The following is a 24,132-nucleotide window of genomic DNA, read 5'->3' on the forward strand; positions in this document are numbered from 1 at the left end:
CCGCTGTTCAGACGGCGTCCCCCGCGGGGTCCGCCAGGTCCGCGAGGACCGGCGGGTCGGCGCCCTCACGGGTCACCGTGACCGCGGCGGCGGACGCCGCGAACCGCAGCATCTCCTCCAGATCCACCCGGGTCGTCCCCGCCAGACGGGCCCGGGGGCCGTCGCCCAGCAGGTCGCGGCGGTCCAGCCAGGTCAGCAGCGCTCCCATGAACGAGTCGCCCGCGCCGACCGTGTCCACCACCTCGACCTCGGGCGCCCCGACTGCCGCCTCCACACCGTGGGAGACCGCGAGGGCCCCCTCGCCGCCGAGGGTCGCCACGACCAGCGACGGGCCGAGGGCGGCGAGGGCGAGGGCCGCCCGCGACGGCGACAGGTCCGGGTACAGGAACGCCAGGTCCTCGTCGCTGGCCTTGACCACGTGCGCCTGCGCGCAGTGCCGCAGGGCCAGGGCGCGCGCGGTCGCCGGGTCGCCGATGACGTCCGGCCGGATGTTGGGGTCCAGGGTGAGCGTCACCCGCCCCCTCCCGTGCTCGCGGCGCAGCAGCGACTCGATCCGGGAGGCCCCCGGCTCGCGGAACAGGGCGATCGACGCGGCGTGCAGGGCGCGCACCTGCGGCTCCAGCTCCTCCGGGAGTTCGCCCGCGCGCCAGTGCCAGTCGGCGGCGTCGTCCATGCGGAAGTCGTAGCGGGCCGACCCGTCCGGACCGAGCGAGGCGAGGGCCAGGGCCGACGGCTCCTCCGCCGCCAGGAGGCCGGCGGGGTCCAGGCCCTCGCCGAGCAGCCGCTCACGGATCATCGCGCCGAAGCCGTCCGAGCCGATCCGGGCGAGCAGGCGGGTCGGGGTGCCGAGCCGGGCCGCCGCGACGGCCGTGTTGGCGGGACCCCCTCCCGGGGAGGCACGCAGCACGCCGGCGCCGTGGCCGGTGGGCAGCAGGTCCATGACGTTCTCACCGATCACGACGAGGCGCGCGGGTGCGCCCGCCGCCCTCGTGCCGTCCGTGCTTCGCGCGGTCACTCGTCTTCTCCGGGGGCCGGGGCGGACGTCGCGGGGATCGCGTCCGCGAGGGAGGTCGACAACCCGATCTGGGGCAGAAGGGTCGCCTGGTAGGCGTGGTAGACGTCGGGCTTGCCCGCCCAGACGCTTCCCGCCGGCCGGTTGGCCGGATCGAGTTCGTGGTGCCAGCTGCCGTGCTCGCCGTCCAGGTGGAACCTGGCGGCGTAGTCCCACCAGCGGTCGTAGAGGAGGGTGTACTCGCCGTCGCCCGTGTGCCGGGCCAGCGCCCAGGCGGCCATCGTCGCCTCGGCCACCACCCAGTGCATGCGCTCGCGCACGACCGGGCCGTCCTGCCAGTCGAGGGTGTAGACGAAACCGTCCTCGCCGTCGACCCCCCACCCGCGCCGGACGGCGTGGGAGAACAGGCTCCGGGCGTCGGGGGTCAGCCAGTCGGGGACGTCCTCGCCCGCCCGGGTGAGCGCGATCTCCAGGTGGACCAGCAGCCGCGCCCATTCGAGCAGGTGGCCGGTGGTGCTCCCGAAGGGGCGGAAGGGGTGGTCCGGCCGGTCCCGGTTGTAGTCCGGGACGGGCTCCCAGCCGGGGGTGAAGTGCTCGGGCAGGCGCCAGTCGTGGGCGGCGGCCACACCGTGGACCAGCCGCTCCGCGACGGCGAGCGCGCGCCGCGTCCAGAGGGTGTCGCCGGTGGCGTCGGCGGCGGCGAGGAACGCCTCGACGCAGTGCATGTTGCTGTTGGCGCCCCGGTACTCCTCGGTGGCCTTCCACCCGGCGTCCCAGCTCTCCCGGACGGCCCCCGCCGTCTCCTCCCAGAAGCGGGCGTCCATGACCCGCAGCGCCTCGTCGAGCAGGTCGCGGGCGCCGGGGCGGCCCGCGGCGGTGGCGGTGGAGGCCGCCAGGACCACGAACGCGTGCTCGTAGGCGGACTTGCGCGGAAGGTCGGCCCCCGGCTCCCCGCCCTCTGCGTGGGAGCGCTCCCGGGACGCGTCCCCGGCAGGGCGCCCCTCCGGAACCCGGTCGAACCACCCGCCCAGCTCCCCGTCGCGCAGCGGCCCGTTCGCGAGTGCGGCCACCCCGTGGTCGGCGAGCCGGCCGGCGTCCGCGTCACCGCGGAGGTGGGCCAGGGAGAACACGTGCGTCATCCGCGCGGTGATCCAGGTGGCGACCGGCCGGTCCCGCTCCACCCCGCCGCGCGCGTCCAACCAGCCGAAGCCGTCGGGCACCGCGGAGCCCGCGGCGAAGGCGCACAGCCTCCGCTCCTCCTCCCGCAGCCACTCGGGATGCCCCGGGGCGCGGTGTGTCGATGCTGTCAATCCACTGCCTCCTCGTCGGTACGCCGGACCACGCTATCCCGCGAGGTCGACGCGGCGGTAGCCCAGGGCCCGGCGAACCGGGCCCCGGTCGCGCGCCGCCGGGACGGCCCGGCGCGAACGCGCGCGGAGCGCCGGGCTCCCGGTACCCACGGGGTCCGGTGTGCCGGGGACGGACCGGACGGGCGGGACTCCGGGCGCTCCGTCCGGACGGGCGGGGTCCCCCGGGCGGACGGCGGATCCGGCTCCCGGGACCGTCCCCGCCCGGGGATCCGCTCACCGGCCGGCGGACGGCGGAAGGGCTCGCCCGCGGGCGGCCCGCCGACCCCCCAGGTCGGCCGAGCGGCAGGTCCAGCGGATGTGCTCGGCGACCGTGACGGGGTCGTCGGCCATGGGGATGTGCCCGCTGCCGATCAGGGAGACCATGCGCGCGTTCGGCACCCGCTCGTGGGCGTGCACCGCGCTGGACGGCAGCAGGGTCCGGTCGCGGTCCCCCCAGGCAATGGTCACGGGACAGTCGATGGGCCGCGCCGCGAAGTGGTACTCGGCGATGCGCGGGACCATCCGCACGTAGGGGGCTCCCGGTTCGAGCCCCTGCACGCTGAAGCGGGTGGCCTTGGCCTCGGGCGAGGAGGGGTCGCCCCGCAGGGCGATCCGCGCGGCGGCCCGGGCGGGCGCGGTGTTGGCGAGGCGCTCCTTGACCGGCGTCGGGATCCGGGTCGCCAGGTCGGCGGCGACGCCTACCGCGCGCATCCCCCACCGGGCGAGGCTGTCGGAGAACCCTGCCGGGGAGAACACCGTCACCGACCCCGCCAGCCCACGGGCCCCCAGTTCCAGGGCGATCGATCCCCCGAGGGAGTTCCCGGCCAGGTGCGGGCGCTCCCAACCGTGCAGTTCGCACAGGGCGCGGACGTCCTCGGTCATGCTCAGGACGTCGTAGGGCTCGTCGGCCCCCGGCGCGGGGGTCGAGCCGAAGCCGGGCAGGTCCACACAGATGACCTGGTAGTCCCGGGCGAGCCGGGTCATGACGACCTTCCAGCTCTGGCGCCGGTCGCCCAGGCCGTGGAGCAGAACCAGCGGGCGACCGCGCCCGCGCCGTTCGAAGGCGATGCGTGTCGGGTCCATGCTGTCCGGTCTACCCGCTCCGGCGCGTCGCCACCACCGGGCCCGGGCGAGGCGCCGGAGGGGAGCTCCGGACGCCGGCGCGGCGCGGGCCGTGGGGCTGGGACGGACCGCCCCGACCCCACCGGGCCCGGGGCGGGGCGCCCGACGGTCGGGTGGGCGGGGAACGGGACCGGACCCGCGTCCCCGTCGACGACGGCGGCCCCGGTCCCCGCGCGGGGACCGGGGCCGCGCCGGAGGGGCGCAGGACGTCAGACCCGTACGGGCGCCCGCGTCAGCATCAGGCCCGACAGGACCGCCAGCAGCCCGAGCAGGGGCACCAGGCCCACGCCCAGGCCCGACACCGTCAGTATCAGCATCCCGCCGCCGATCAGCGCGGCCGCGACCAGGACCCGCAGCATGCCGGGGGAGCCGCTCAGCGCCTTCGGCGGGTTCTCGAACCGCACCGCCCAGTGCGCCAGCGGCGCGATCATCGGCAGCAGGACCGCCAGGCCCAGCACGCCCCACAGCAGCCACGTGCCCGTCAGCGGCGCCGGGGTGTCGATCCCCAGGCCGAACACCAGGACCCCCGCGACCACGCTGACCGGGATCATGTGCCACAGGTAGACCGTCATCAGCTGCGGGCAGACCCGGTCCAGCATCCGCGCGGGCCCGGGGCGGTCCGACCACGCGCTGATCCTCTCCCGCAGCAGCACCGCGACGCCGATCTGGAGGACGCCCAGGGAGCCGAGCACCAGGGTCGGCGGGGACACGTTCGAGGTCTCGGCGGCGAACACGCCCGTCATGTTCACCGAGTACGGCCCGAACAGCACCAGGGCCAGCGCGGCGACGCCGCCGCCCACGGCCATCATCGCCGCGTAGCGGAGGCGGATCGCCCCCGTCGCGTAGCGGAAGCCGAGCTGGTGGATGCCCAGCCACACGAACGCGATGTTCAGGTAACCGACCCAGTCCGCACCGGTCCCGTACCGGACGGCGTCGACGGCGACCGCGCCGGCGAGCAGCGCCGCCGGCACCCACCACCCGAACCTCTCCTGCGCGGCGAACAGCACCGGGGTCGCCACCACGACCAGCACGTACACCGCCAGGAACCACAGGACCATGCCCGCCGCGCCCGAGCCCACCAGGACCGACTCCGCGGGGGCGCCGCTCAGCACCAGCAGGTGGGAGGCGGTGATCCACACGATCGCGAGCGGCACCACGGGCCAGGCGAGGCGGCGCAGTCTGCGCGCGTACCAGGTCGAGGCCGGGACCCCCTTGTCCGAGGCCGAGCGCCAGCTGATGAGGTTCGCGGCCCCGCCGACGAAGAAGATCAGCGGCATGACCTGGACGACCCACGTGAGGGCGAAGCCGCCCTCGGTCTCCAGGACGCTTCCCGCCTCCAGGACGCCCTGGTCTTGGGCCAGGACCGGGAGCCACCAGTGCTGCATGACCACGAGGGCCATGACGAGGAGCCTGATGACGTCGAGAAACCTGTCACGCCCCGCTCCGGGCCGGGGGACCCGCTGGTCGGCGGCGGGTGAGGCCGCGTGGACGGTGCCGGGCGGGGGCGCGGACAGCAAGCCCCCGCCCTCGTTCTCGACGGTCACGGTCATGTCGCTCCTAGGTCTTCCCGTGCACGGACCCCCTGGGCACAGCGTGTTCCCAGTGGTCGGAGTCGACCGGGATCAGGGGGTGGCAACGCGTTCTCCAACGCGCCCTACGGCGGGCCCGCGTCGGTGTCGGCAGATCGGTGACGCGCGTTGTTACGACCTTAGGCGGAACAGGCGGGTGGTCGCGATGGATCTGACGCCCCTTTTGAACCGGCGGTTCGCACTCCCCGAAAAGGTGGTGCCCGCACCACCGCGCGGGAGCGCCCGGCAGGGTAGTGGAGCCCGGACGCGAGGGACCGCGTCCGGCGGCCGCTCGCGGCGATCGGCGCGGGCGCCGAGACCACCGGGAGCACCCGCGGCCCGCGTCCCGGGCGTACCGACCCGAGAGGTCGGGGACACGGAAAGCGGGAGGGCCGGCGAGGGCGGTGTGGAACCGGTGGTGGTTCTCGTGGTGCGGCCACCCCGTGAACGCCTCAGCGTGTCCGGCCCCGCTGGTGCGGGGGCGGGCGTCGGCGTGGGCGGCGTGGGGCGTCGAGGGCCTTCCGGCCCGGTCGTGGACGTCGCCGTCCTCACCGGCGCCGGAGGCCCTCTTCGCCTGTGACGGGAGGGGCGGGTGTCACCGACCTCCGTGGTCAGCGCCCCTGGGGAGCGGTGGGCAGCGCGCGCTTGTGCGCGGTGGCGCGGTACCGGTCGACCAGCGTGGTCTCCACGTGCTCGGGCACCGGCAGCCCCTCCAGGAAGTCGTCGATCTGGTCGTAGGTCAGACCTAGCGCCTCCTCGTCCGGCTTCTGCGGCGACAGGGTCTCCAGGTCGGCGGTGGGGACCTTCGACACCAGGTCGTCCGGGGCGCCGAGCTCCGCGGCGACCGCGCGCACCCGGCGCTTGGTCAGACCGGTCAGCGGGACGACGTCCACGCCGCCGTCGCCGTACTTGGTGAAGAACCCCGTGACGGCCTCGGCCGCGTGGTCGGTGCCGATCACCAGGCCGCGCAGGCCGCCGGCGACGGCGTACTGGGCGATCATCCTCTGCCTGGCCTTGACGTTGCCCAGGACGAAGTCCTCGGAGGCCTCGGTGTAGGCGAGCCCGGACCCGGCGAGGGAGGCCGCCATGGCGTCGCTGGCGGGCTTGACGTCCACGGTGAGGCAGCGGTCCGGCGCGGTGAGGTCGACGGAGCGCGCGGCGTCCTCCTCGTCCTTCTGCGCGCCGTAGGGGAGGCGCATGGCGACGTACTCGGCGGTGTGCCCGGCCTCCCGCGCACGGTCCACGGCCAGGCGGCACAGAAGACCGGCCGTCAGCGAGTCGACGCCGCCGCTGATGCCCAGGACGAGGGCGGTGGCGCCGGTGGTGGCCAGCAGTTCGGAGAGGAAGGTCACGCGCCGTTCGATCTCGGCGCGCACGTCGAAGTCCTCGGGCACGTCCAGGTCGAGGATGATCTCGCGGCGGGCCCGGCTCAGCTCGGTGTCGGTCACAGCTCTCCCCCGTGGGTCTCGTGCGTGTTCCCGCCGATTATCGCGCGCGGGGCGGCGGGCCGCGCAGCCGGGGCCTCGCCGACCGCGGAAGGAACCGGCCCCGGGCCGCCGCGATCGCGGCGGCGCCCGCGGCGGAGGACCGGGGCGGAGGACCGGGGCGGGGAGGGCCTGCGGGAGCCGCGCGGGCTCAGTCGTCCGCGCGCAGCCGCCGGGCGAAGCGCTCGTAGTCGACCACCACGCCGTGCCCGTCCACCGAGAGGCGGTACTCGCCGTGCAGGGGGTCCCGGTAGGTGTAGCGCTCCAGTCCCCCCTCGGCCGCGTGGCGCGTGTAGCGCTGCCGGACCCGGCGCACACGCAGGGAGGGGATGTCGATCCAGACGACCTGGATGTCCCGGTACTCGCCGGGCCGCAGGCCCAGCCTGCGGATCGGGAGGGTGTTGGTCAGCGGTGTGGCGGCGACGTCCACGTCCAGGCAGCCGACCAGGCCGGGGAGGGGGTTCCCCTTGTCGTCGAACCAGTGGCCGCCCTGGGCGGCGAGGGCGACCGCGGCCGTGCCCCGGCCGCTCACGACCTCGGTGCGCACCTCCCGGGTCGCCCAGGCGAGGTCGGTGCGGACGGTGAAGCGGGTGAAGAACCGCTCCTCGCCCTCGACCACGGTCTCCCCCGCCTCCAGGCGGTAGCCGTCGGGCTCGGGGAGGAGTGTGCCCAGACCGAGCCCCTCGGGGACGTCGGTCCGAGCCCATGCGGCTGGATGTTCCGTCGGTGACGACATGTCACCGTTCTACCGCTCTCCGGGTCCGGTGCGCCAGGCAGGGCGGGCCCGCACCGGGTGCGGCGCGGGCCCGTGCCCCCGGCGCGGGCCCTCCGCGCCGGGGTGCGGCCCCGGCGCGGAGGGGGGTCAGACCCCGGCGGCCTTCTCGGCCCCGGGGCCGGACCCGGCCGCGCGGAGTTCGGCCTCGACCCGGTCGAAGTCCTCCTCCATCTGCGTGCTGACCTTCGCCAGTCCGTTGAACACGAAGATCGCGACGAGGCTGAGGGCGACGGCGGGAACCATCGCGTACAGGCCGATGCCGAGGTAGGCGGTGTCGACGACGTCCCAGAGGATCGCGGTGACGCCGCCCGCGATCATCCCCGCGAGCGCCCCGGCCCAGGTCATCCTCTTCCAGAAAACGGAGAGCACGAGGATCGGCCCGAAGCCGGCGCCGAAACCGGCCCACGCGTAGCCGACCAGGTCCATCACCGACTGGTTGCCCCACAGCGCGATCGCCGCGGCGGCCAGGGCGACGACCACGACGGTGACGCGGCTGATCCACAGCAGCGCCCTCGGGTCGGCGTCCCTGTTCACGAAGGCCTTGTAGCCGTCCTCGGTGAGCGCGGACGCCGCGACCAGCAGCTGCGAGTCGGCCGTGCTCATGACGGCGGCGAGGATGGCGGCGAGCAGGAGTCCGGCGACCAGCGGGTGGCTCAGCGACTCGATGAGGAGCGGGAAGACCTGCTCGGGGTTGCCGAGGGGGGTGTCGAAGTAGGCGATGCCGATGAAGCCGATCGCCACGGCCATGGCCATGGCGCTGACCGCCCAGGTGACGCTGATGGCGGCGGCCTTCGGGATGTCCCTGACCGACCGGATGCCCATGTAGCGGGAGAGGATGTGGGGCTGTCCGAAGTAGCCCAGGCCCCAGGCGAGCCCGGAGAGGATGACGACCCAGCCGAGGGTCTCCGTGGAGGCCCACCGGCCGAGGTCGGCGTCGAGGGAGACCCCGCCGACGGCGGACAGGAGGCCGTCGCTCCTGGCGGACACGCCTTCGGCCAGGCCGCCGAGACCGCCGAGCGCGGTGACCGCCATGACGGGGACCACCAGCAGCGCCAGCCACATCATCGCGGCCTGCACGACGTCGGTGTAGGAGACCGCGAGGAAGCCGCCGAGGACGGTGTAGAGCACCACGATGCCGACGCCGATGGCGATGCCGGGGGCCGGGGAGAGGCCGAAGACCTGGTCGAACAGGGCAGCCATGGCGACCAGGCCGGAGGCGACGTAGAAGAAGTAGAAGACGATGATGAGGATCGCCGAGACCCCGCGCAGCAGGCGGGTGGGGTCGTTGAAGCGGTTCTCCAGGAACGAGGACAGCGTCAGCGAGTCGGAGTCGCCGCCCGCGCGGGCGTCGGTGACCCGCTCCGTGTACACCCGGAGCCGGGGGGCGAGGAGGACCCAGCTCCCCGCGAAACCGCAGGCCAGGCCCACGGCGATCCACGCCTCCCCCAGGCCGGAGACGTAGATGGCGCCCGGCAGGCCGAGCAGCAGCCATCCGCTGAAGTCGCTGGCGTTGGCGCTGAGGGCGGCCACCCAGCTGTTGAGCTGGCGGCCCCCGAGCACGAAGTCGGACTGCGAGACGGTCCGCTTGTAGGCCCAGAGGCCGATGGCGACCATGCCGGCGAGGTAGACCGCGAAGGTTCCGATCGACCAGAGCATCGATTCGCTCAAGACCGGCTCCTCCCTTCCCTTGCGCGCGCGACTGTTGCCTTTACGCGCTGTTTACGGACATTGCTCGCGATCACTACCCCCCGTTGCACGGGTCACAACGGCTGTGCGGTGAACCACACCGCTTCGAGACCGCGCCGAGTCCTCGGAGGGCGCTGTTTGTCCGAGCGGCCATGCGGGACGCCCGCCGTTTGTCCGATCGGACAGGAGGAGCGCGAGCCACCGTGGGGCGGCGGGGCCGTCCGGGGACCCGCGGGGGTTCGAGGCCGCCCCGGCGGGTTCAACTGAACCGCGTGCGGAGCCCCGACTCCACGGCGGCGAGGTGCTCGCCCAGGGCGCGCCGGGCCGCCTCCGGGTCGCGGGTGCGGACGGCGCGCGCGATCTCCCCGTGCTGGGCGTTGCTGAGCGCGATCCCCTCCTCTGTGGGCGGTGCCGTGTCCATGAGCCCGTTGACCCGCATCCGCACGTCCGTCAGGACGGCGGTGAGCTCCTCGGAACCGGTCAGGCGGGCCAGGGTGACGTGCAGGACGGTGTCGAGGCGGCGGTAGTCGGCCCGGTCGGCCCGCTCCGCGGCGGCGAGGCCGACCGACAGCAGGCGCTCCTGCTCGGCGGTCAGGCCGGTCTCGGCGAGCCGGACCACGACCCCGGTCTCCACCACCCGGCGGAGGGCGAGCAGGTCGTCCAGCCCGGCGCCCGTGGCCGCGAGGCCGCGCAGGGCCTGGCCGGGCGTGGGGCGGGGCGGGACACCGCGGACGAACGTTCCGCCGCTGCGCCCCCTGCGCGCCTCGACGTACCCCCGGTCCTGGAGCAGGCGCAGGGCCTCGCGCAGGGTGACGCGGCCGACGCCCAGCCTGGCGGCGAGGTCGCGCTCGGCGGGGAAGCGGGCTCCGGCGGGGACCACGCCGAGCCGGATCGCACACAGCAGCCGGTCGACGGTGGCCTCCAGGGCTCTGCCCGACGGCACCGGGCGGAAGACCGCCTCGGCCGCGGGATCGGTGGGAGGGTCCACACGGTCAGCTTAGGCTTGTCCCCGGTCCTTCAGGGTCCGCGACCGCCGGGGGGGGGCGCCGCCCGCGGCGCCGGCCGCTCTCCGGCAGCCGTGCCGGGTCCGGCCCGCGCCCCTGCTCGCGGGGCGCCTCCCCGCGGGCGGTCGTCCGCGTGTCCGGCCCGCCGGCGGGGCCCGGGCGGCGCCCGGCTCCGGGCCTTCGCCCCCTGGTTCACAGTCGCCCCTCGGGGGAACGGTTCCGGGCACAACGGAATTCGAGAGAGGTCCCCCCGACAGTGGACACCCCCCTTTCACCCCGCGGCCTCCAGCCGAACGAACCGGCCTGGCAGATGCGGGTGCTCTACGAGGACGAGGCCGTGGGCGGCGCCGTCCTGCTGTCCCCCGGCCTGCTGGTGACGTGCGCGCACGTCGTCAACACGGCGCTCGGCCGCGACGGGGACCCGGAGGACCACCCGGGAGCGGGCACCACGGTGCGCCTGCGCTCGTTCGACGGGCGGGTGTGGGAGGCGGAGGTCGCGACCGACCTGTGGGCGGCGGGGCCGCAGAGCCGCGACCTGGCCCTGCTGCGCCTGAGCGGCCCGGGGCTGCCGGACACCGACTTCCCGGTGCTCAGCGGCTGCGGGGGCCTGGAGCCGGGGCAGGCCCTGTACACGACGGGGTACCCGGCGGACATGCGGTCGCTCCAGGCCTCGGTGACCTACCACGGCAGGGGCGGCCCCAACGGCGTCACGCACCAGGTGGAGACGCCTCCCTCGCGGTCGTCCCGGATCATCGGCGGGTTCAGCGGATGCGCCGTCCGGACCGAGACCGGTGAGCTGGTGGGACTCGTGCAGATGAACCACCACTACGAGTGGGGGCGCCCCGGCGAGCCCTCGGGGATCGCCTTCATCCTGCCCGTGGAGGAGATCGCGGGGGAGCGGGCCGGGGGCGAGACCGTATCGGCCCAGCGCCTCGCGGACGAGTCGCTGTGCGGGAGGCGGACCTACGACCGCCTGCACGACCTCCTGGACTCGATCCCCCTGGAGGCGGTCCCGCCGGAGAGGCTGCTGGAGCCCCGGGAGATGCGCCGGGTCAGGCAGCAGGGGGCCGCCACCACCGCCTGGCGGGTCCTCACCGCGCTGTGGGACCTGGTGCCGGGGGCGGGGAGACCGCCGTTACGGGTGGCCTGGGTCCACCACGTCTACCGGGAGGTCTCCCCTCACAGGCCGGTCCCGCCGATGGTCTGGCAGTGGATCCGGGACGAGGCCTCCGTCCTGGGCCGTGAGTGGGCGGAGGCCCTGGCCGCGGACCGGGGCGAGCGCCTGCGCGGGCCCGAGGAGCCCTCCCCCGCGGAACGCCCCGCCCCCGAGCCCGTCCCCGACGAGCCCGACACGATGGTGTTCTTCGACCTGGAGCCGGTGACCGGCGGCTTCAAGCTCTCGCACGGCTTCGCCCGGCGGGGCGAGGCGGACGGCCGTCCGCTGCACCAGGACACGAGGCTGGTCAGCGAGCCGGAGATCTGCGACGAGATCGGCGACCTCATGAGCGACGTGGTCATGCGCAGGCTGGTCACCCCGAACGAGGAGTCCCTGCGGCTGCGCGTCTTCCTCCCGAGGAACCTGCTGTACCTGCGCCTGGGACAGGCCACCGGCACCAGCGAGGTGCAGTTCCCCTCCCGGCTGGCGTCGAGGTACGAGATCGTCTACCACATACGCGAGCGGCACGTGGACCCGAGCTACCTGGGGACCCCTCCCGGCCGGTGGCTCCTGCGCTCGGAGAAGCAGCGGGAGGAGGCCCTGGTGGGGGACCGCAACGTCCTCCTCACGTGGGAGAAGAAGGTGAGCGAGGTCGCGGACGCCCTGTCGAGGTCGCACCTGACCGTGTGCGCCGTGGACTCCGAGACCGGCGACGCCGAACACGTCTACGACTCCGCCGTCAACATGGGGGTCCCCACCATCGTCAAGGGCCCCAAGAAGGCCGTGTTCGACTTCGTGAACGAGCTGCTCGAACGGGAGCCCCGGTCCCGGGTGAGGATCACCGCCCTCCCCCGTCTCCTCCGCGACAAGTCGCAGGACTACCCCGACTTCCGCGACGTCTCCCTGTTCCAGGACGACTACGGGGACGTGCTCGCGCGGGCCGTCCTCGACGGGGGTTCGGCGCTCCCCCGGGCGGGAGGGGACGGGACGGGCGCGGTGCCGTCCCCGCGGGCGGCGGCCTCCCGTGACGTGCCGGACTGACCGAGCCGGGGAGAGCCACCGTGCCGACCATTCCACTCCATCCTTTATGCCCGTGCCGTTCGGCCGAAATCGTCTGGAAGCGGAGGCGATACCGACCCGTGAACCCTCCCGAACACGCACATCGGGGGTCCGTTCCGATTTCCCGGGCGATCGGGACGCGCCGCACGGCACCGCCCCCGACGGCGGCGTGGCAGAATCGGAGGAAGGACATTTCCAGGAGGAGTTCAGAAGAGGGGCCCGCCGACCCCTCCTTTGAAGTTCCCCACAAGGGGAAAAAGACGACATAATGGACGATTTGTCCCACAGGTACCAGAACGCACTCAGCACTCTGACAGGTGGCTCGTCCCGCCCGGTCGTTCTCGTCGACTCGTCCCCCCTCATGGAGCTGCACCGCGACAGCGTGGCCGCGCTGGTCGAGGGCGCCGGGCGGGCCGGGTGCACGGTCGTCCGCTTCCACCCCGGCAACCCCACGCACACCAGGGGTGAACACGATCCACCGTGGCCCCTGGAGTCCCACCTCCCCCCGGACGCCGCGGTCGCCGTCCTCGTCACCGACACGCAGGACCGCGGATGGCGCGGCCCGAGGCTGCGCTCCTGGGCCGCCTCGCTCGCCTCCCGCCTGCCGACCGTCCTCCTCCACCTCCTGGACCGCTCCGTCTGGTCCGGGGGGCCGCTCGCGCCCGGGCCGATGCGCATGACCGGGCCGTCCCCCGTCCCGCCCTCCTCCTGGGAGTTCACGGGGGCGGCGGCCGGCGCCGGGGACGGCGGCCTCCCCGCGGACGCCGCCGTGCTCCCCGTGCTGGAGTTCGGCCCGGACGCCCTCACCGCGTGGAGCGCGGTCGTGAGCGGCGGGGCCGGCGCCTGGGAGGCCGACGCGGCCGTGCTCCCCGCCGACGGCGCCCGGCCCCCGGGCTCCGCCCCCTGGGACCCCGATCCCGTGTCGCGCTTCCTCTCCCACGCCTCGCGCGGAGCACGCGACCTCGCCGTGCGGCTGGCCCAGGCCCCGGTCAACCTCAGGGTGGCCGAGCTGATCCAGAACAACATCCCGCACGCGCCCCGCGACCCGCGCGCGGCCGTCACCGAGATCGCCGAGGTTTTCGGCAGCGAGCTGATGGACCCGGCCGTGCCCCTGGGGGACCTCGACGACCCCGCCGCCGCGGCCCTGGAGTTCCTTCCGGGGGTCCGCAGGGACCTCCTGGGCGGCTTCGGCGACCTCAGCGTGATGCGGTCGGTGTTCTACTCCCTCGGGATCGAGTTCAAGGACGCGGCCAGGCTCTACCAGTGGCTGTCCCGGATCGAGACCGGCGCCCCCCAGGACCCCCCGCTCGACGGCGAGGAGGACCTGGCCCGCGCCGTGCTGCCCGCGCTCTCCGAGATGCCGGGCGAGTACCGCAGGTTCGCGGACCAGCTCCGCGTCGCCCTGGGGGAGGAGCCCGCCCGCGAGGCCGCTCCGACGGGCGCCCCGGCGGCCCGCAGCACACCCCCGGACGGGGCGCGCTCCCCCGGCGGCCCCGCCCCCCGGCACGGGGACGCGCCCCGCCCGCAGACCACCGCCCCCCGAGAGGAACCGAGCCCGACCGTGACCGACCCCCACACCCCCGCGACGGAGTCCGCCGGCTCGGAGCCCCTGGCCCTGGGCAGTTCGAGGCTGCGCCGTTCGCGGCAGAAGCCGCTCGCCAAGCTCCGCGGCGTCCCGCCGCACAACCTGAACTTCACCGGGCGGGAGAAGATCCTCGAACACGTCCACGACCTGTTGGAGGACTCCGTCGGCGGGGTCTACCTGCTGGCGGGCGGCGGCGGCATCGGCAAGACCCAGATCGCCACCGAGTACGTGCACCGGCACCGGGACGAGTACGACCTGATCTGGTGGTTCGCCGCCAACAGCGCCTCGGACGTCCAGCAGTCCTACCTGCGCCTGGCCCGGTACCTGGGCCTGGGCGACGACACCGGGAACCTGGAGCAGGTCGCCCAGCAGGTACGGGAGGTCCTGGAGGGCGACCCCGGGGTGGGGCGCTGGCTCCTCGTCTTCGACGACGTCTCCGAGCTCGACCAGCTGGGGGAGGAGGTCCTCCCCTCGAACGGCCCCGGGGACGTCATCATCACCTCCCGCGACCAGAGCTGGATCCCCAGCGGGCGCAGCGAGGGCTCGATCGTCCCCAGCCTGAGCGCGCGGGAGAGCGTCGCCCTGCTCCGCAAGGTCTGCCCCCACGGCCTGGACGACGACGCGACGGCCCTGCGCATCGCCGAGCGGCTGGAGCACCTCCCCCTCGCGCTCGCGCAGGTCGGCGCCTACCTGCGCGACTCCCTGATGAGCGTGGAGGAGTTCCTCCACCTGCTCCAGGACAAGTTCGACGAACTCGTCACCCACGTGGAGCCGGAGGACCTGTACCCCCTGCCCCTGGCGGCGGCCTGGAACATGCAGCTCGACGACCTCCGGCGCGGCACGGGGCCCGACCGCGCCCTCAAGCGGATGGTCAGGGAGTTCGTCCAGCTCTGCTCGTTCTTCGCCCCGCGCTCCCTCTCGCGCACGCTGTTCCACCGCGCCCGCGGGCTGAGCCCCAACCCGGACCTGTCACAGATCCTCGGCAACGAGATGGTCCTGACGAGGGTCCTGCGCTACGTGAGCAGGCACAGCCTCGCCGAGTTCGACCGGACCAACCACACGTTCCAGCTGCACGTCACCTTCCAGACCGTCGTGCAGAGCACCCTCGGCGACGAGGAGCGGGTGCGCTACCGCGACCTGGCCCACCGGCTGCTGGCGCAGAGCGACCCCCTCGGCCCCGAGCTCCCGCAGAACTGGCCCGAGTACCAGCTGCTGTACACCCACGTGGACGCCTCCGAGGCGTGGCGCAGCCACGACCCGCAGGTCCGCGGCCTGGTGGGCAACGTGATCGTCTACCTGGTGGAGACCGGGAACGGCGACGCCGCGCTCGCCCTGGCGGACCGGGCCATCGAGGCCTGGTACGACGACACCGCGCAGAGGTTCCAGATCCAGCTGCTGCGCACCAGGATCCTCCGGATCCGCGGCGACAACGAGATCGCCCTCGCCGAGGCGGAGCGGATGTACGCGGAGCAGGCCCAGCTGGAGGGCCCGGAGAGCGAGGAGGCCCTGGAGGCCCACCGGGCGCGGGCCATCGCGCTCAGCAACCTCGGGCACTACGCCAGGGCCCTGGCCATGTTCGAGGACATCCACCGGACGAGGACCATGCTCTTCGCCGAGGACGACGAGAACACCCTGGTCATCGCCCACGACATCGGCGGCTGCCTGCGCCGCCTCGGCCGCTTCCGGCAGGCCCTGGAGCTGGACCGGCGCACCCTCGAACAGCGCAAGTACGTGTTCGGGCCGGACGGCATCCCGACGCTGCGGACGCGGTTGTCGATCGGCCTCGGCCTCATGGCCCTCGGGTACCTGGAGGAGGCCCGGGAGACGCTGGTGGACTGCCGGAGGCGGTTCGAGGTCACCGAGGCCAACGCCAGCACCCACACCTCGGAGATACCGGTCTTCCTCTCCGTCATCCACCGCCGGCTCGGCGACCACACCCTGGCGCTGGAGCTGACCGAGCAGGCGCGCGAGGTCAACGTCGCGCGCTACGGGCCGCACGCCCCGCCGACGCTGCACCTCAACAGCATCCACATGGTGAACCTGGCCTTCGCCAACCGCCTGGAGGAGGCCCGCCGGCTGGTCGAGGACCTCCTGGTACACATGGACGACAGGTTCCCCTCACGCCACCTCTTCCCCTGGGCCTCCAGGGCCAACGCGGCGATCGTGTTCCGCGTGCTGGGCGAGTACGAGCGGGCGTACGAGCTGGACCGCACCGCCATGGCAGAGATCCGCGAGCGCTTCCCCGACGCGGACGTCACCCTCACCGCCGTCGAGGTCAACCTGGGCAACGACCTGTTCGCCCTGGGCAGGCTCAAGGAGGCCCGCGCCCAGGACGCCGCGAGCGTGGAGCTGTGCCGGGAGGCCCTGGGGGAGCACCACGTCTTCCTGACCACGGCCCGGCGCAACCTGCTGATCAGCCGGCGGGCGCTGGGCGAGGACGTCGGGGAGGAGTGGGAGGCCCTGCGCGAGCACTACACCTCGCGGTTCGGGCCCGAGCACCGCTTCGTGGCCACGATGGCGTCCTTCACCCGGCTGGACACCGACATCTTCCCCGTGCGGGACTGAGGAGGGGGCGGCCCCGGCACACGCCCGGGGCCGCGGGGCGCAGGGGGCCGCTCAGCGCACGGACGAGACCAGGGACAGCCACTCGCGGGACCGGAACCGCAGGACGTCCCCGCCGGGGCGGTGGGAGTCGCGGAGGCACACGCGGCCCGGTTCCCCCAGGGAGGCCTCGCAGCAGTCGGCGCCGGGTCCCGACCTCGACGACTTGCGCCATCCGGTGCCGTCACGCCCGTCCCGCCAGGTGGCGCTTGCGTCGTTTCGCCCGGTCATAACTGGTACGTCCCACCGTTTCCTCCGCGCGGACGGCAGCGGAATATCATCGTTGCCGGACATCTCCTCTTATTTTACTTTCTGTGGACATCAAGAGGAATGGCAAGCCCCTTCGGAGAATGCGTGAGGCCAATGTGAACAAAGTGATCGACTTCGTCACCGACGACGGCACCGTGATCAGCATCGAGTCCGCCCCCGTCCGCAAGGAGGGGGCCGCCCCCGTCTCACGGACCCCGGGAAAGGCCACCGGGGACAAAAGGCTCGACTCCGTCCTGCTCCGCATCAGGAAGATCGCCGAGGCCGTGTCGGCGCAACTGGAGGAGCTCTCCTCCTCCTCGCTGGCGCCCTCGGAGACGGAGGTCGAATTCGGTGTGACCGTGAGCGCCGAGGCGGACGTCGTGGTGGTCAAGGGGACCGGCGAGGCCACCTTCAACGTCCGGATGACCTGGACCGCCAAGGGCTGAGGGCCGGGTCCCGGCGCCTCCGGCCGGGGCCCGGGACACACCCCCCGCACGCGAAAGCGGCCCGGATCGCGCGCCTCGATCCGGGCCGCCCCGGGGGGAGGCCGTGTCCGCCTCCCGGGAGGAGAGCCCCGTCCGGCCCGCCTCACGCGGGCCGGGACACCGTCAGTCCCAGTCCAGGCCGCTGCCGGTCTGGTACTCGATGACGCGGGTCTCGAAGAAGTTCTTCTCCTTCTGGAGGTCCATCATCTCGCTCATCCACGGGAACGGGTTCTCCGTCTCCCCGAAGATGGGGGCCAGGCCGATCTGCTCGGCGCGGCGGTCGGTGATGAAGTGCATGTACTTCTCGCACAGCTCCGAGTTGAGGCCGAGCACGCCGCGCGGCATGGTCTCGCGGCCGTACGCCACCTCCAGCTCGCACGCCTCCGCCAGCATCCGCCGGACCTCGCCCTGGAACTCCTCGCTCCACAGGTGCGGGTTCTCGATCTTGATCTGGTTGATCACGTCGATGCCGAAGTTCAGGTGGATCGACTCGTCGCGCAGGATGTACTGGTACTGCTCCGCGATGCCGATCATCTTGTTGCGGCGGCCCAGCGACAGGATCTGCGCGAAGCCGGTGTAGAACCACATGCCCTCGAAGATCACGTAGAACGCCACCAGGTCGCGCAGGAACGCCTGGTCGGCCTCCGGCGTGCCGGTGCGGAACTCCGGGTTCTCCAGGTTCTGGGTGTACTTGAGCGCCCAGGCGTCCTTCGCCGTGATCGACGGGACCTCCCGGTACATGTTGAAGAGCTCGCCCTCGTCCAGACCCAGGCTCTCGCAGATGTACTGGAAGGTGTGGGTGTGCACCGCCTCCTCGAAGGCCTGGCGCAGCAGGTACTGGCGGCACTCCGGGTTGGTGAGCTGGCGGTACACGGCCAGGACGATGTTGTTGGCCACCAGCGACTCGGCGGTCGCGAAGAAGCCGAGGTTGCGCTTGAGCATCAGGCGCTCGTCCTCGGTCAGCCCGTCCTTGGACTTCCACAGCGCGATGTCGGCCTGCATGGCGACCTCGGTGGGCATCCAGTGGTTGTTGCAGCCCGCGAGGTACTTCTCCCACGCCCACGTGTACTTGAGCGGGAGCAGCTGGTTGACGTCGGCGCGGGCGTTGATCATCGCCTTGTCGTCGACGTTGACGCGCTCGGCGTCGCGCTCGATCTCACCGAGGCCGCTGGTGGCGCCGGCGTTGTTCTCGGAGACTGCGGTCATGCTGGGGTTCTTCCGTTCTCCGGCCGGGCCGGAAAGTCGTTGTCGGGAGCGGGACGCGGCGTCGCCGCGGGCACGGTCCGGCGGGGCGGCCGGACCGGCCCGGGGCCGCCGGCGGGCGGCCCCGGGCCTCACGCCCTACTGGCAGGCCTCGCACTCGGGGTCGTCGATGGAGCAGGCCTGGCCGTCGACGATCTCGAACTCGTCCTCGATCTCGGTGTTCACGGCGGCGGGCGCCGCGACCGGCTCGGGGACGGGGACGGGGGCGGGCGCCGGGGCGCTCGGGGTCGCGGCGACCGAGTTGAGGCGGCCGTCGGTGCCCTTGAGCGTGCTCTTCTCCACGTGCGTGGCGCTCTGCGAACGCAGGTAGTAGGTGGTCTTGAGACCGGAGCGCCACGCGCGGCGGTACAGGGTGTCGAGCTTCCTGCCGCTCGGGGCCGCCATGTACAGGTTCAGGGACTGGGCCTGGTCGATCCACTTCTGGCGGCGCGATCCCGCGTCCACCAGCCACTCGGGGTCGACCTCGAACGCGGTCGCGTACAGCGCCTTGAGGTCGTCCGGGACGCGGTCGATGGCGCCGAGGCTGCCGTCGTGCATCTTCAGCGCCGAGACCATGTCGTCGTCCCACAGGCCGCGCGCCTTGAGGTCCCGGACCAGGTACGGGTTGACGACGGTGAAGTCGCCGGACATGTTCGACTTGACGTACAGGTTCCGGTAGAGCGGCTCGATCGACTGGCCGACACCGGTGATGTTGGCGATGGTCGCGGTGGGCGCGATCGCCATCACGTTGGAGTTGCGCATCCCGGTGGACCTCACGCGCTCGCGCAGCGAGTCCCAGTCGAGGGTCTCGCCCCGGTCCATGTCCAGGTCGCCGCCGCGGGAGTCGGCGAGGAGGCGCAGCGAGTCGATCGGCAGGACGCCCCGGCTCCACAGCGAGCCCTCGAAGGACTCGTAGGCGCCGCGCTCGGAGGCCAGCTCCATGGACGCCTCGATGGCGTAGTAGCTGATCAGCTCCATGCTCTCGTCGGCGAACGTCACCGCGCCCTCGGAGGCGAACGGGGTGCGCAGCTTGAACAGGGCGTCCTGGAAGCCCATCAGGCCGAGGCCCACGGGGCGGTGGCGCATGTTCGCGCGGCGCGCCTCGGGGATCGTGTAGAAGTTCACGTCGATGACGTTGTCGAGCATGCGCACGGCGGTGCGGACGGTGCGGCGCAGGCGCTCGGCGTCCAGGCCGTCGGGGCCCACGTGCTGGGCCAGGTTGACCGAGCCCAGGTTGCAGACGGCGACCTCGTCGGCGCTGGTGTTCAGCGTGATCTCGGTGCACAGGTTGGAGGAGTGCACGACGCCGACGTGCTGCTGCGGCGAGCGCAGGTTGGACGGGTCCTTGAAGGTGATCCAGGGGTGCCCGGTCTCGAACAGCATGGTCAGCATGCGACGCCAGAGGTCGACCGCGGGGATCTTCTTGGCGACCTTGATCCGGCCCTCCTCGGCGGCGGCCTCGTACTTCTCGTAGGCCTCGGCGAAGTCGGTGCCGTACTTGTCGTGCAGGTCGGGGACCTCGTCCGGCGAGAACAGGGTCCAGCTGCCGCCCTGCTCCACACGCTGCATGAACAGGTCCGGAACCCAGTTCGCGGTGTTCATGTCGTGGGTGCGGCGGCGGTCGTCGCCGGTGTTCTTGCGGAGGTCGAGGAACTCCTCGATGTCGATGTGCCAGGTCTCCAGGTAGGCGCACACGGCGCCCTTGCGCTTGCCGCCCTGGTTGACCGCGACGGCGGTGTCGTTGGCGATCTTCAGGAACGGGACGACGCCCTGGCTCTTGCCGTTGGTGCCGCGGATGTGCGAGCCGAGGCCGCGCACCGGGGTCCAGTCGTTGCCGAGCCCGCCCGAGTACTTGGACAGCATCGCGTTGTTGCTGATGCCGTGGAAGATGGCCTGGAGGTCGTCGCCGACGGTGGTGAGGAAGCAGGAGGACAGCTGCGCGCGCACCGTGCCGGCGTTGAACAGGGTGGGCGTGGAGGCCATGAAGTCGAACGAGGACAGCAGCTCGTAGAACTCGATGGCGCGGGCCTCGCGGTCGTCCTCGTTGAGGGCCAGCCCCATGGCGACGCGCATGAAGAACGCCTGCGGCAGCTCGTAGCGGACCTCGTCGCTGTGCAGGAAGTAGCGGTCGTAGAGGGTCTGGATGCCGAGGAAGGTGAACTGCTCGTCGCGCTCGGGGCGCAGGGCGGCGCCCAGTCGCTCCAGGTCGAACCCGGCGAGCGCCGGGTCGAGCTGGCCCAGGTCGATGCCGCGGCTGACGTAGGCGGCCAGGTAGGCGGCGTAGCGCTCGCCCATCTCGGACTGCCCGGCGGCGTCGGGGGCGCCGCTGATGAAGGTGAGGGCCTCGCGGCGCAGCTTGTCCAGCAGCAGGCGGGCGGCCACGAACGAGTAGTCCGGGTCGACCTCCACGAAGCTGCGGGCGGCCATGACCAGGGCGAGCTCGACCTCGGAGTCGGGGATGCCGGGGTAGAAGCCGCGGCGGGCCTCGGTGAGGACCTTCTCCGCCGAAACACCGGTGAGCCTCGCACAGGCCTCGGTCACGACGTGCTCGATCCGGTCGACGGCGGCGGGGGGCGCGCCCTCGTTGGTCGGCTCGGGCCGAACGGATACGGGCACGGCCTCGACGTCAAGGGTCATACAGCGGCTCCAACCTCGGTAGAAGAGTCCCGGCGGGGAGGGGACACGATGGGCAAGGTGCGCGGCACGCACCGGGGGACCGACGCACCGGGTGCGTGCGGTCGTCCGACCGGTGGGTCGCGGCGGCTCACCCTCGAAGCCCCGTCGTCGGCGCACGTTCACGTGCGCACCGGTGGCAGGTCTTCGGGCTCGTGGGCGGCCTACGCACCGTCGCTTCCCGGGGCCTTCGGGGGTCCCCAGTGCCTGTGACGGCTTCGTTCCCACTTACCGCTGCGGGGCAGCCCCGGCTTCGCACCGGGTTCCCTCTTGCCTCACCCCGAGGGGTGAACCACCAGCGGGACAGATACTACATCTAGGGGGCCCTGCGTTGGAACACCGCAAGATGATGGCGTGTCATCGATTTCTCGGATTCTTCGACGATCGTCGAACACACGCGTGGGCCGTGGTATGAGAGGGCCTCGGGCACCCGGTTCGGGGGGATGTCGCGCCTCGTCGGGGCAGCTGGGAGGCGACCGGACACAGCCTAGATCGTCGCCGGGGCTCCCCGGGACCGGGAGCGCCCCCCGAGGGGCGGCCGAACGCCCGGAACGCCGCTTCCGAGGCGGTTCGGGCGGCGCCCGGCGAACCGGTGCCGCTGACCACACGGCCGTGTCCGCGGCGGCCGACCCCGGACCGGAGCGGCCGGGCGGAGATCCGTGCCTCCACCGCCCCGGGCGTGTCGGCGGCGCGCCCGCACGTCGGAAAGCTCACTCCTCCGGGTCCGGGCCGGAGCGCCCCGGCCCGGACGGCCGGGGTCACTCCTCGTCGAGTCTGCGGTCCAGCCGGTCCTCGGACAGCCCCAGGTCGGTGCGGATGCGGAACCGGATGCGCAGGAGCTCCACCAGGAGGTCGCGGACGTAGGGCGAGGAGGCCCGGTCGAGGAACCGGTGCGCGCCGACCGTCGCCCACCGCTCGGCGCCCTCCAGGTCGTCGTGCGCGTACAGTGCCTCCGCGACGTGGATGAACGTCTGGAGTCCGGGCGGATCCTCGCCCTCCAGGCGTTTGAGGTGGGCGTAGGCCTGGTCGACCTCGTCCAGTTGCAGGAGTGCCCCGGCGCTGAGCGCGCGGGCGTCGATCACCGTGGCCCCGCCGTCGTCGATCGCCCTCTGGTAGGCCGAGCAGGCGCGCTCGAACTCCTGGGCGATCTCCCACTGCTCCCCCGCGCGCACGAACAGCTCCGCGCGCGAGACCTCGCTCCCCGCGTCGACCCGGTTGGCCAGGTCCAGGAGTTGGGCGGCGACCCGTCCGTGCTCACCGGACCGGACAGCGTGGAATTCCCAACGGTCGAGTTCTGCCGTCGTCACGTGGGTCAACCGCATCGCCCCCATCCCCTACTCGCACTCCCGCGCGCCCTGTCAGGACCTGGCCCGCTCCAGGGCCTGCCAGAACCCCTGGCGCAGTCCGTCACGGACCTCGTCACGCAACAGGTGGTCGATCGGCAGCGAGGAGCCCTGGAGCAGGCGCGCCTCCAGGTCGGAGGGCATCCTGGGCCTGCGGGCGAGTACGGCCTCAACCCACAGGGCGGGCGCCTCGCGAGCGATCGACTCCGCGAAGTCGTTCCCTTCCTTGTGCGCGACATGCACCGCTTCGTCAACGGTATGCGCGGCGGGACGTGTCTGCTGTGGATATCCAGGACTGGGACGGGATTCCTGGTAGCCGCCGGCGCTGAACCGGCTGGCGGGTTCGGGACCAGTAGGTGGCGGCCCCCCGTAGGGGGAGGCTGCCCCACCGCGGTGAGCGGTGTCAGTTTCCGTACTGGTCCCATAGGTAGGGTTTGCGTCGGCCGCTCCCCCGAACCCGGAGCCGTCCCCACCCCCGTAGCGCGGGTCCTGGCGCGGGTCCTGCCGTGGGTCCTGGGGTGGGGCGCTTCTCGGAGGTGGCGCGTGGCCGGGTTGGCCGTCCGACGCGAAGGAGCGCTGCGGCCCCGTCCCCGCGGCGAAGGACTGCTGGGGTCCCGTGCCGTTGAAGGAGGGCTGCGCTCCGGTCATCGGCCCCGATCCGGAGGCCGGCCTCCCGGGCATGCCGTAGCCGCTCGGGTCCGCGCCGCGCATCGACGGGTGCCCGTCGGTGACGGGATAGCCCTGCTGCCCGTTGTGGGCGGGGTGGCCCCCGGTCACCGAATGGCCGGGGTAGGAGCCGCCGCCCGTGCCGGGCGGGGTCTGCCCGCCGGACGGGAATCCGTTGGCGTCGATGCCGCCCGGCTGCTGGCCGCCGTCGCCCCCCGGTCCGACGAGGTGGTCCCCGCCGCGCTGCTGCGCGAGGGACCTCCGCATGGCGCGCAGCTGGTCCATGGCGCTGCCCTGGGGGACGGGCTGGCCCCCGGTCCCCGCGAACATCGCCTCCAGGCCGCCGCTGGAGGATCCCACCGGGTCGACCCGGGCGCCGCCGGGCTGGGCCGCGACGGGCTGCCGCGGCGTCTCGGGCGCGGAACGGGCCCGGCCGTTGGCGAACGGCGTCGTGGTCTTGGCCGCGGTCTCCTGGGAGGAGCCGCTGCTGGAGAGGAGGTTGACGTGCGGGCGCAGGTGGCCCGCCCCGATCTCGATGAGGTCGTCGCACTCCCGGCGCAGGGCCCGGGAGATGGTCCAGTTGCCCTCGACGGACACGTGCACGACGGTGACGCGCACGCCCATGTCCTGGACGTCGGCGACGACGGAAGCCATGTCCTCGTCACCGCTGACCAGGACTGCGTCGCACAGGACGCCGGTGCGTGCCAGCGTGGTGATGTCGCGCTGGACATAGCTCTCCACGCCCTCGCGGCGGCCGGGCCGTATCCTCGCGGCACGGAACTTGACGCCGGGGATGTCGGCGATGCCGTCCTGCTCCTGGGAGCGCCGCTCGTCGGCGACGGCCTCGTACCAGTAGCAACGCAGCAGCGGAAGACCGGTGCGGTCCCGTGCGACCTCGTTGAGGAACTGGACGAGTCCGGAGTAGTCCCAGGAGACGGAGTCCCGGTTGCGGGTTCCGTGCACGGCCATCGCGCCGTCCGCGAGAAGGTATCCCGCGTCAACGAACAACGCGCAGCGGTCCACGTGACACCGCCCCCTTCCCTTTTGACTCTGGGGCCATATCCATGACCGGG

General features: G+C 73.0%; 16 protein-coding genes, 1 pseudogene and 1 riboswitch. Of the genes and pseudogenes, 3 read left to right on the plus strand and 14 right to left on the minus strand.

Translation table 11 applies throughout. The features are described from left to right. Positions 1-7 precede the first annotated feature (7 nt). The 9 genes and pseudogenes from ABZ234_RS02710 to ABZ234_RS02750 form a co-directional block, all read right to left on the minus strand. Positions 8-1,015, minus strand: coding sequence for a carbohydrate kinase (locus tag ABZ234_RS02710; protein ID WP_355010731.1), 1,008 nt, complete (start codon positions 1,013-1,015; stop codon positions 8-10). Next, positions 1,012-2,322, minus strand: coding sequence for an AGE family epimerase/isomerase (locus tag ABZ234_RS02715; protein ID WP_355010732.1), 1,311 nt, complete (start codon positions 2,320-2,322; stop codon positions 1,012-1,014). The genes ABZ234_RS02710 and ABZ234_RS02715 overlap by 4 nt, the downstream gene beginning before the upstream one ends. A gap of 273 nt (positions 2,323-2,595) precedes the next feature. Continuing rightward, on the minus strand, positions 2,596-3,444 hold the full coding sequence (locus ABZ234_RS02720) for an alpha/beta hydrolase (protein ID WP_352982273.1): 849 nt from the start codon (positions 3,442-3,444) through the stop codon (positions 2,596-2,598). A gap of 248 nt (positions 3,445-3,692) precedes the next feature. Further along, entirely contained in the window at positions 3,693-5,033 is a 1,341-nt protein-coding gene (locus ABZ234_RS02725) for an acyltransferase (RefSeq protein WP_344179525.1), read from the minus strand. Positions 5,034-5,403: 370 nt separating this feature from the next. After that, positions 5,404-5,505, minus strand: a pseudogene (locus ABZ234_RS02730) (IS481 family transposase); the annotation flags it as partial. A gap of 157 nt (positions 5,506-5,662) precedes the next feature. Then, positions 5,663-6,499 (minus strand): ammonia-dependent NAD(+) synthetase, encoded by an 837-nt coding sequence (gene nadE, locus ABZ234_RS02735; protein WP_355010733.1) that lies wholly within the window; start codon positions 6,497-6,499, stop codon positions 5,663-5,665. A gap of 187 nt (positions 6,500-6,686) precedes the next feature. Continuing rightward, positions 6,687-7,271 carry a putative glycolipid-binding domain-containing protein gene (locus tag ABZ234_RS02740; protein ID WP_355010734.1) on the minus strand — a complete coding sequence of 195 codons (585 nt, stop codon included), beginning with the start codon at positions 7,269-7,271 and terminating at the stop codon, positions 6,687-6,689. A 126-nt stretch (positions 7,272-7,397) separates the two neighbouring features. Continuing rightward, the gene (putP, locus tag ABZ234_RS02745; RefSeq protein ID WP_355010758.1) at positions 7,398-8,966 is read right to left on the minus strand and encodes a sodium/proline symporter PutP; all 1,569 of its coding nucleotides are present in this window, start codon (positions 8,964-8,966) and stop codon (positions 7,398-7,400) included. Positions 8,967-9,255: 289 nt separating this feature from the next. After that, complete coding sequence (locus ABZ234_RS02750) at positions 9,256-9,984, minus strand: FCD domain-containing protein (protein WP_355010735.1); 729 nt, start codon at positions 9,982-9,984, stop codon at positions 9,256-9,258. 272 nt (positions 9,985-10,256) lie between these two features. Between ABZ234_RS02750 and ABZ234_RS02755 the strand changes: the two genes are divergently transcribed. Together ABZ234_RS02755 and fxsT are read left to right on the plus strand one after the other, a co-directional pair. Beyond that, the gene (locus ABZ234_RS02755; protein ID WP_355010736.1) at positions 10,257-12,197 is read left to right on the plus strand and encodes a serine protease; all 1,941 of its coding nucleotides are present in this window, start codon (positions 10,257-10,259) and stop codon (positions 12,195-12,197) included. 286 nt (positions 12,198-12,483) lie between these two features. After that, the gene (gene fxsT / locus ABZ234_RS02760) at positions 12,484-16,365 is read left to right on the plus strand and encodes an FxSxx-COOH system tetratricopeptide repeat protein (protein ID WP_355010737.1); all 3,882 of its coding nucleotides are present in this window, start codon (positions 12,484-12,486) and stop codon (positions 16,363-16,365) included. 51 nt (positions 16,366-16,416) lie between these two features. On the opposite strand, the gene ABZ234_RS02765 is transcribed toward fxsT, so the two are convergent. After that, entirely contained in the window at positions 16,417-16,632 is a 216-nt protein-coding gene (locus ABZ234_RS02765) for a DUF397 domain-containing protein (protein WP_355010738.1), read from the minus strand. 143 nt (positions 16,633-16,775) lie between these two features. Between ABZ234_RS02765 and ABZ234_RS02770 the strand changes: the two genes are divergently transcribed. Beyond that, positions 16,776-17,096, plus strand: coding sequence for a CU044_2847 family protein (locus ABZ234_RS02770; RefSeq protein ID WP_267947144.1), 321 nt, complete (start codon positions 16,776-16,778; stop codon positions 17,094-17,096). Between the two features lie 162 nt (positions 17,097-17,258). Here the strand turns inward: ABZ234_RS02770 and ABZ234_RS02775 are convergent, their stop codons facing one another. The 4 genes from ABZ234_RS02775 to ABZ234_RS02790 form a co-directional block, all read right to left on the minus strand. Then, on the minus strand, positions 17,259-18,341 hold the full coding sequence (locus ABZ234_RS02775; RefSeq protein ID WP_267947145.1) for a ribonucleotide-diphosphate reductase subunit beta: 1,083 nt from the start codon (positions 18,339-18,341) through the stop codon (positions 17,259-17,261). 135 nt (positions 18,342-18,476) lie between these two features. Continuing rightward, positions 18,477-21,014 (minus strand): ribonucleoside-diphosphate reductase subunit alpha, encoded by a 2,538-nt coding sequence (locus tag ABZ234_RS02780; protein ID WP_355010739.1) that lies wholly within the window; start codon positions 21,012-21,014, stop codon positions 18,477-18,479. 156 nt (positions 21,015-21,170) lie between these two features. Continuing rightward, positions 21,171-21,362: riboswitch (cobalamin riboswitch) on the minus strand. 446 nt (positions 21,363-21,808) lie between these two features. Further along, positions 21,809-22,381 carry a hypothetical protein gene (locus ABZ234_RS02785; RefSeq protein WP_267947147.1) on the minus strand — a complete coding sequence of 191 codons (573 nt, stop codon included), beginning with the start codon at positions 22,379-22,381 and terminating at the stop codon, positions 21,809-21,811. A gap of 27 nt (positions 22,382-22,408) precedes the next feature. Further along, a complete protein-coding gene (locus ABZ234_RS02790) occupies positions 22,409-24,082 on the minus strand; it encodes an NYN domain-containing protein (RefSeq protein WP_355010740.1) in 1,674 nt (557 codons plus the stop codon). Positions 24,083-24,132 lie beyond the last annotated feature (50 nt).

It is taken from the genome of Nocardiopsis sp. NPDC006198 (assembly GCF_040613895.1).
Taxonomy (GTDB): domain Bacteria; phylum Actinomycetota; class Actinomycetes; order Streptosporangiales; family Streptosporangiaceae; genus Nocardiopsis; species Nocardiopsis tropica.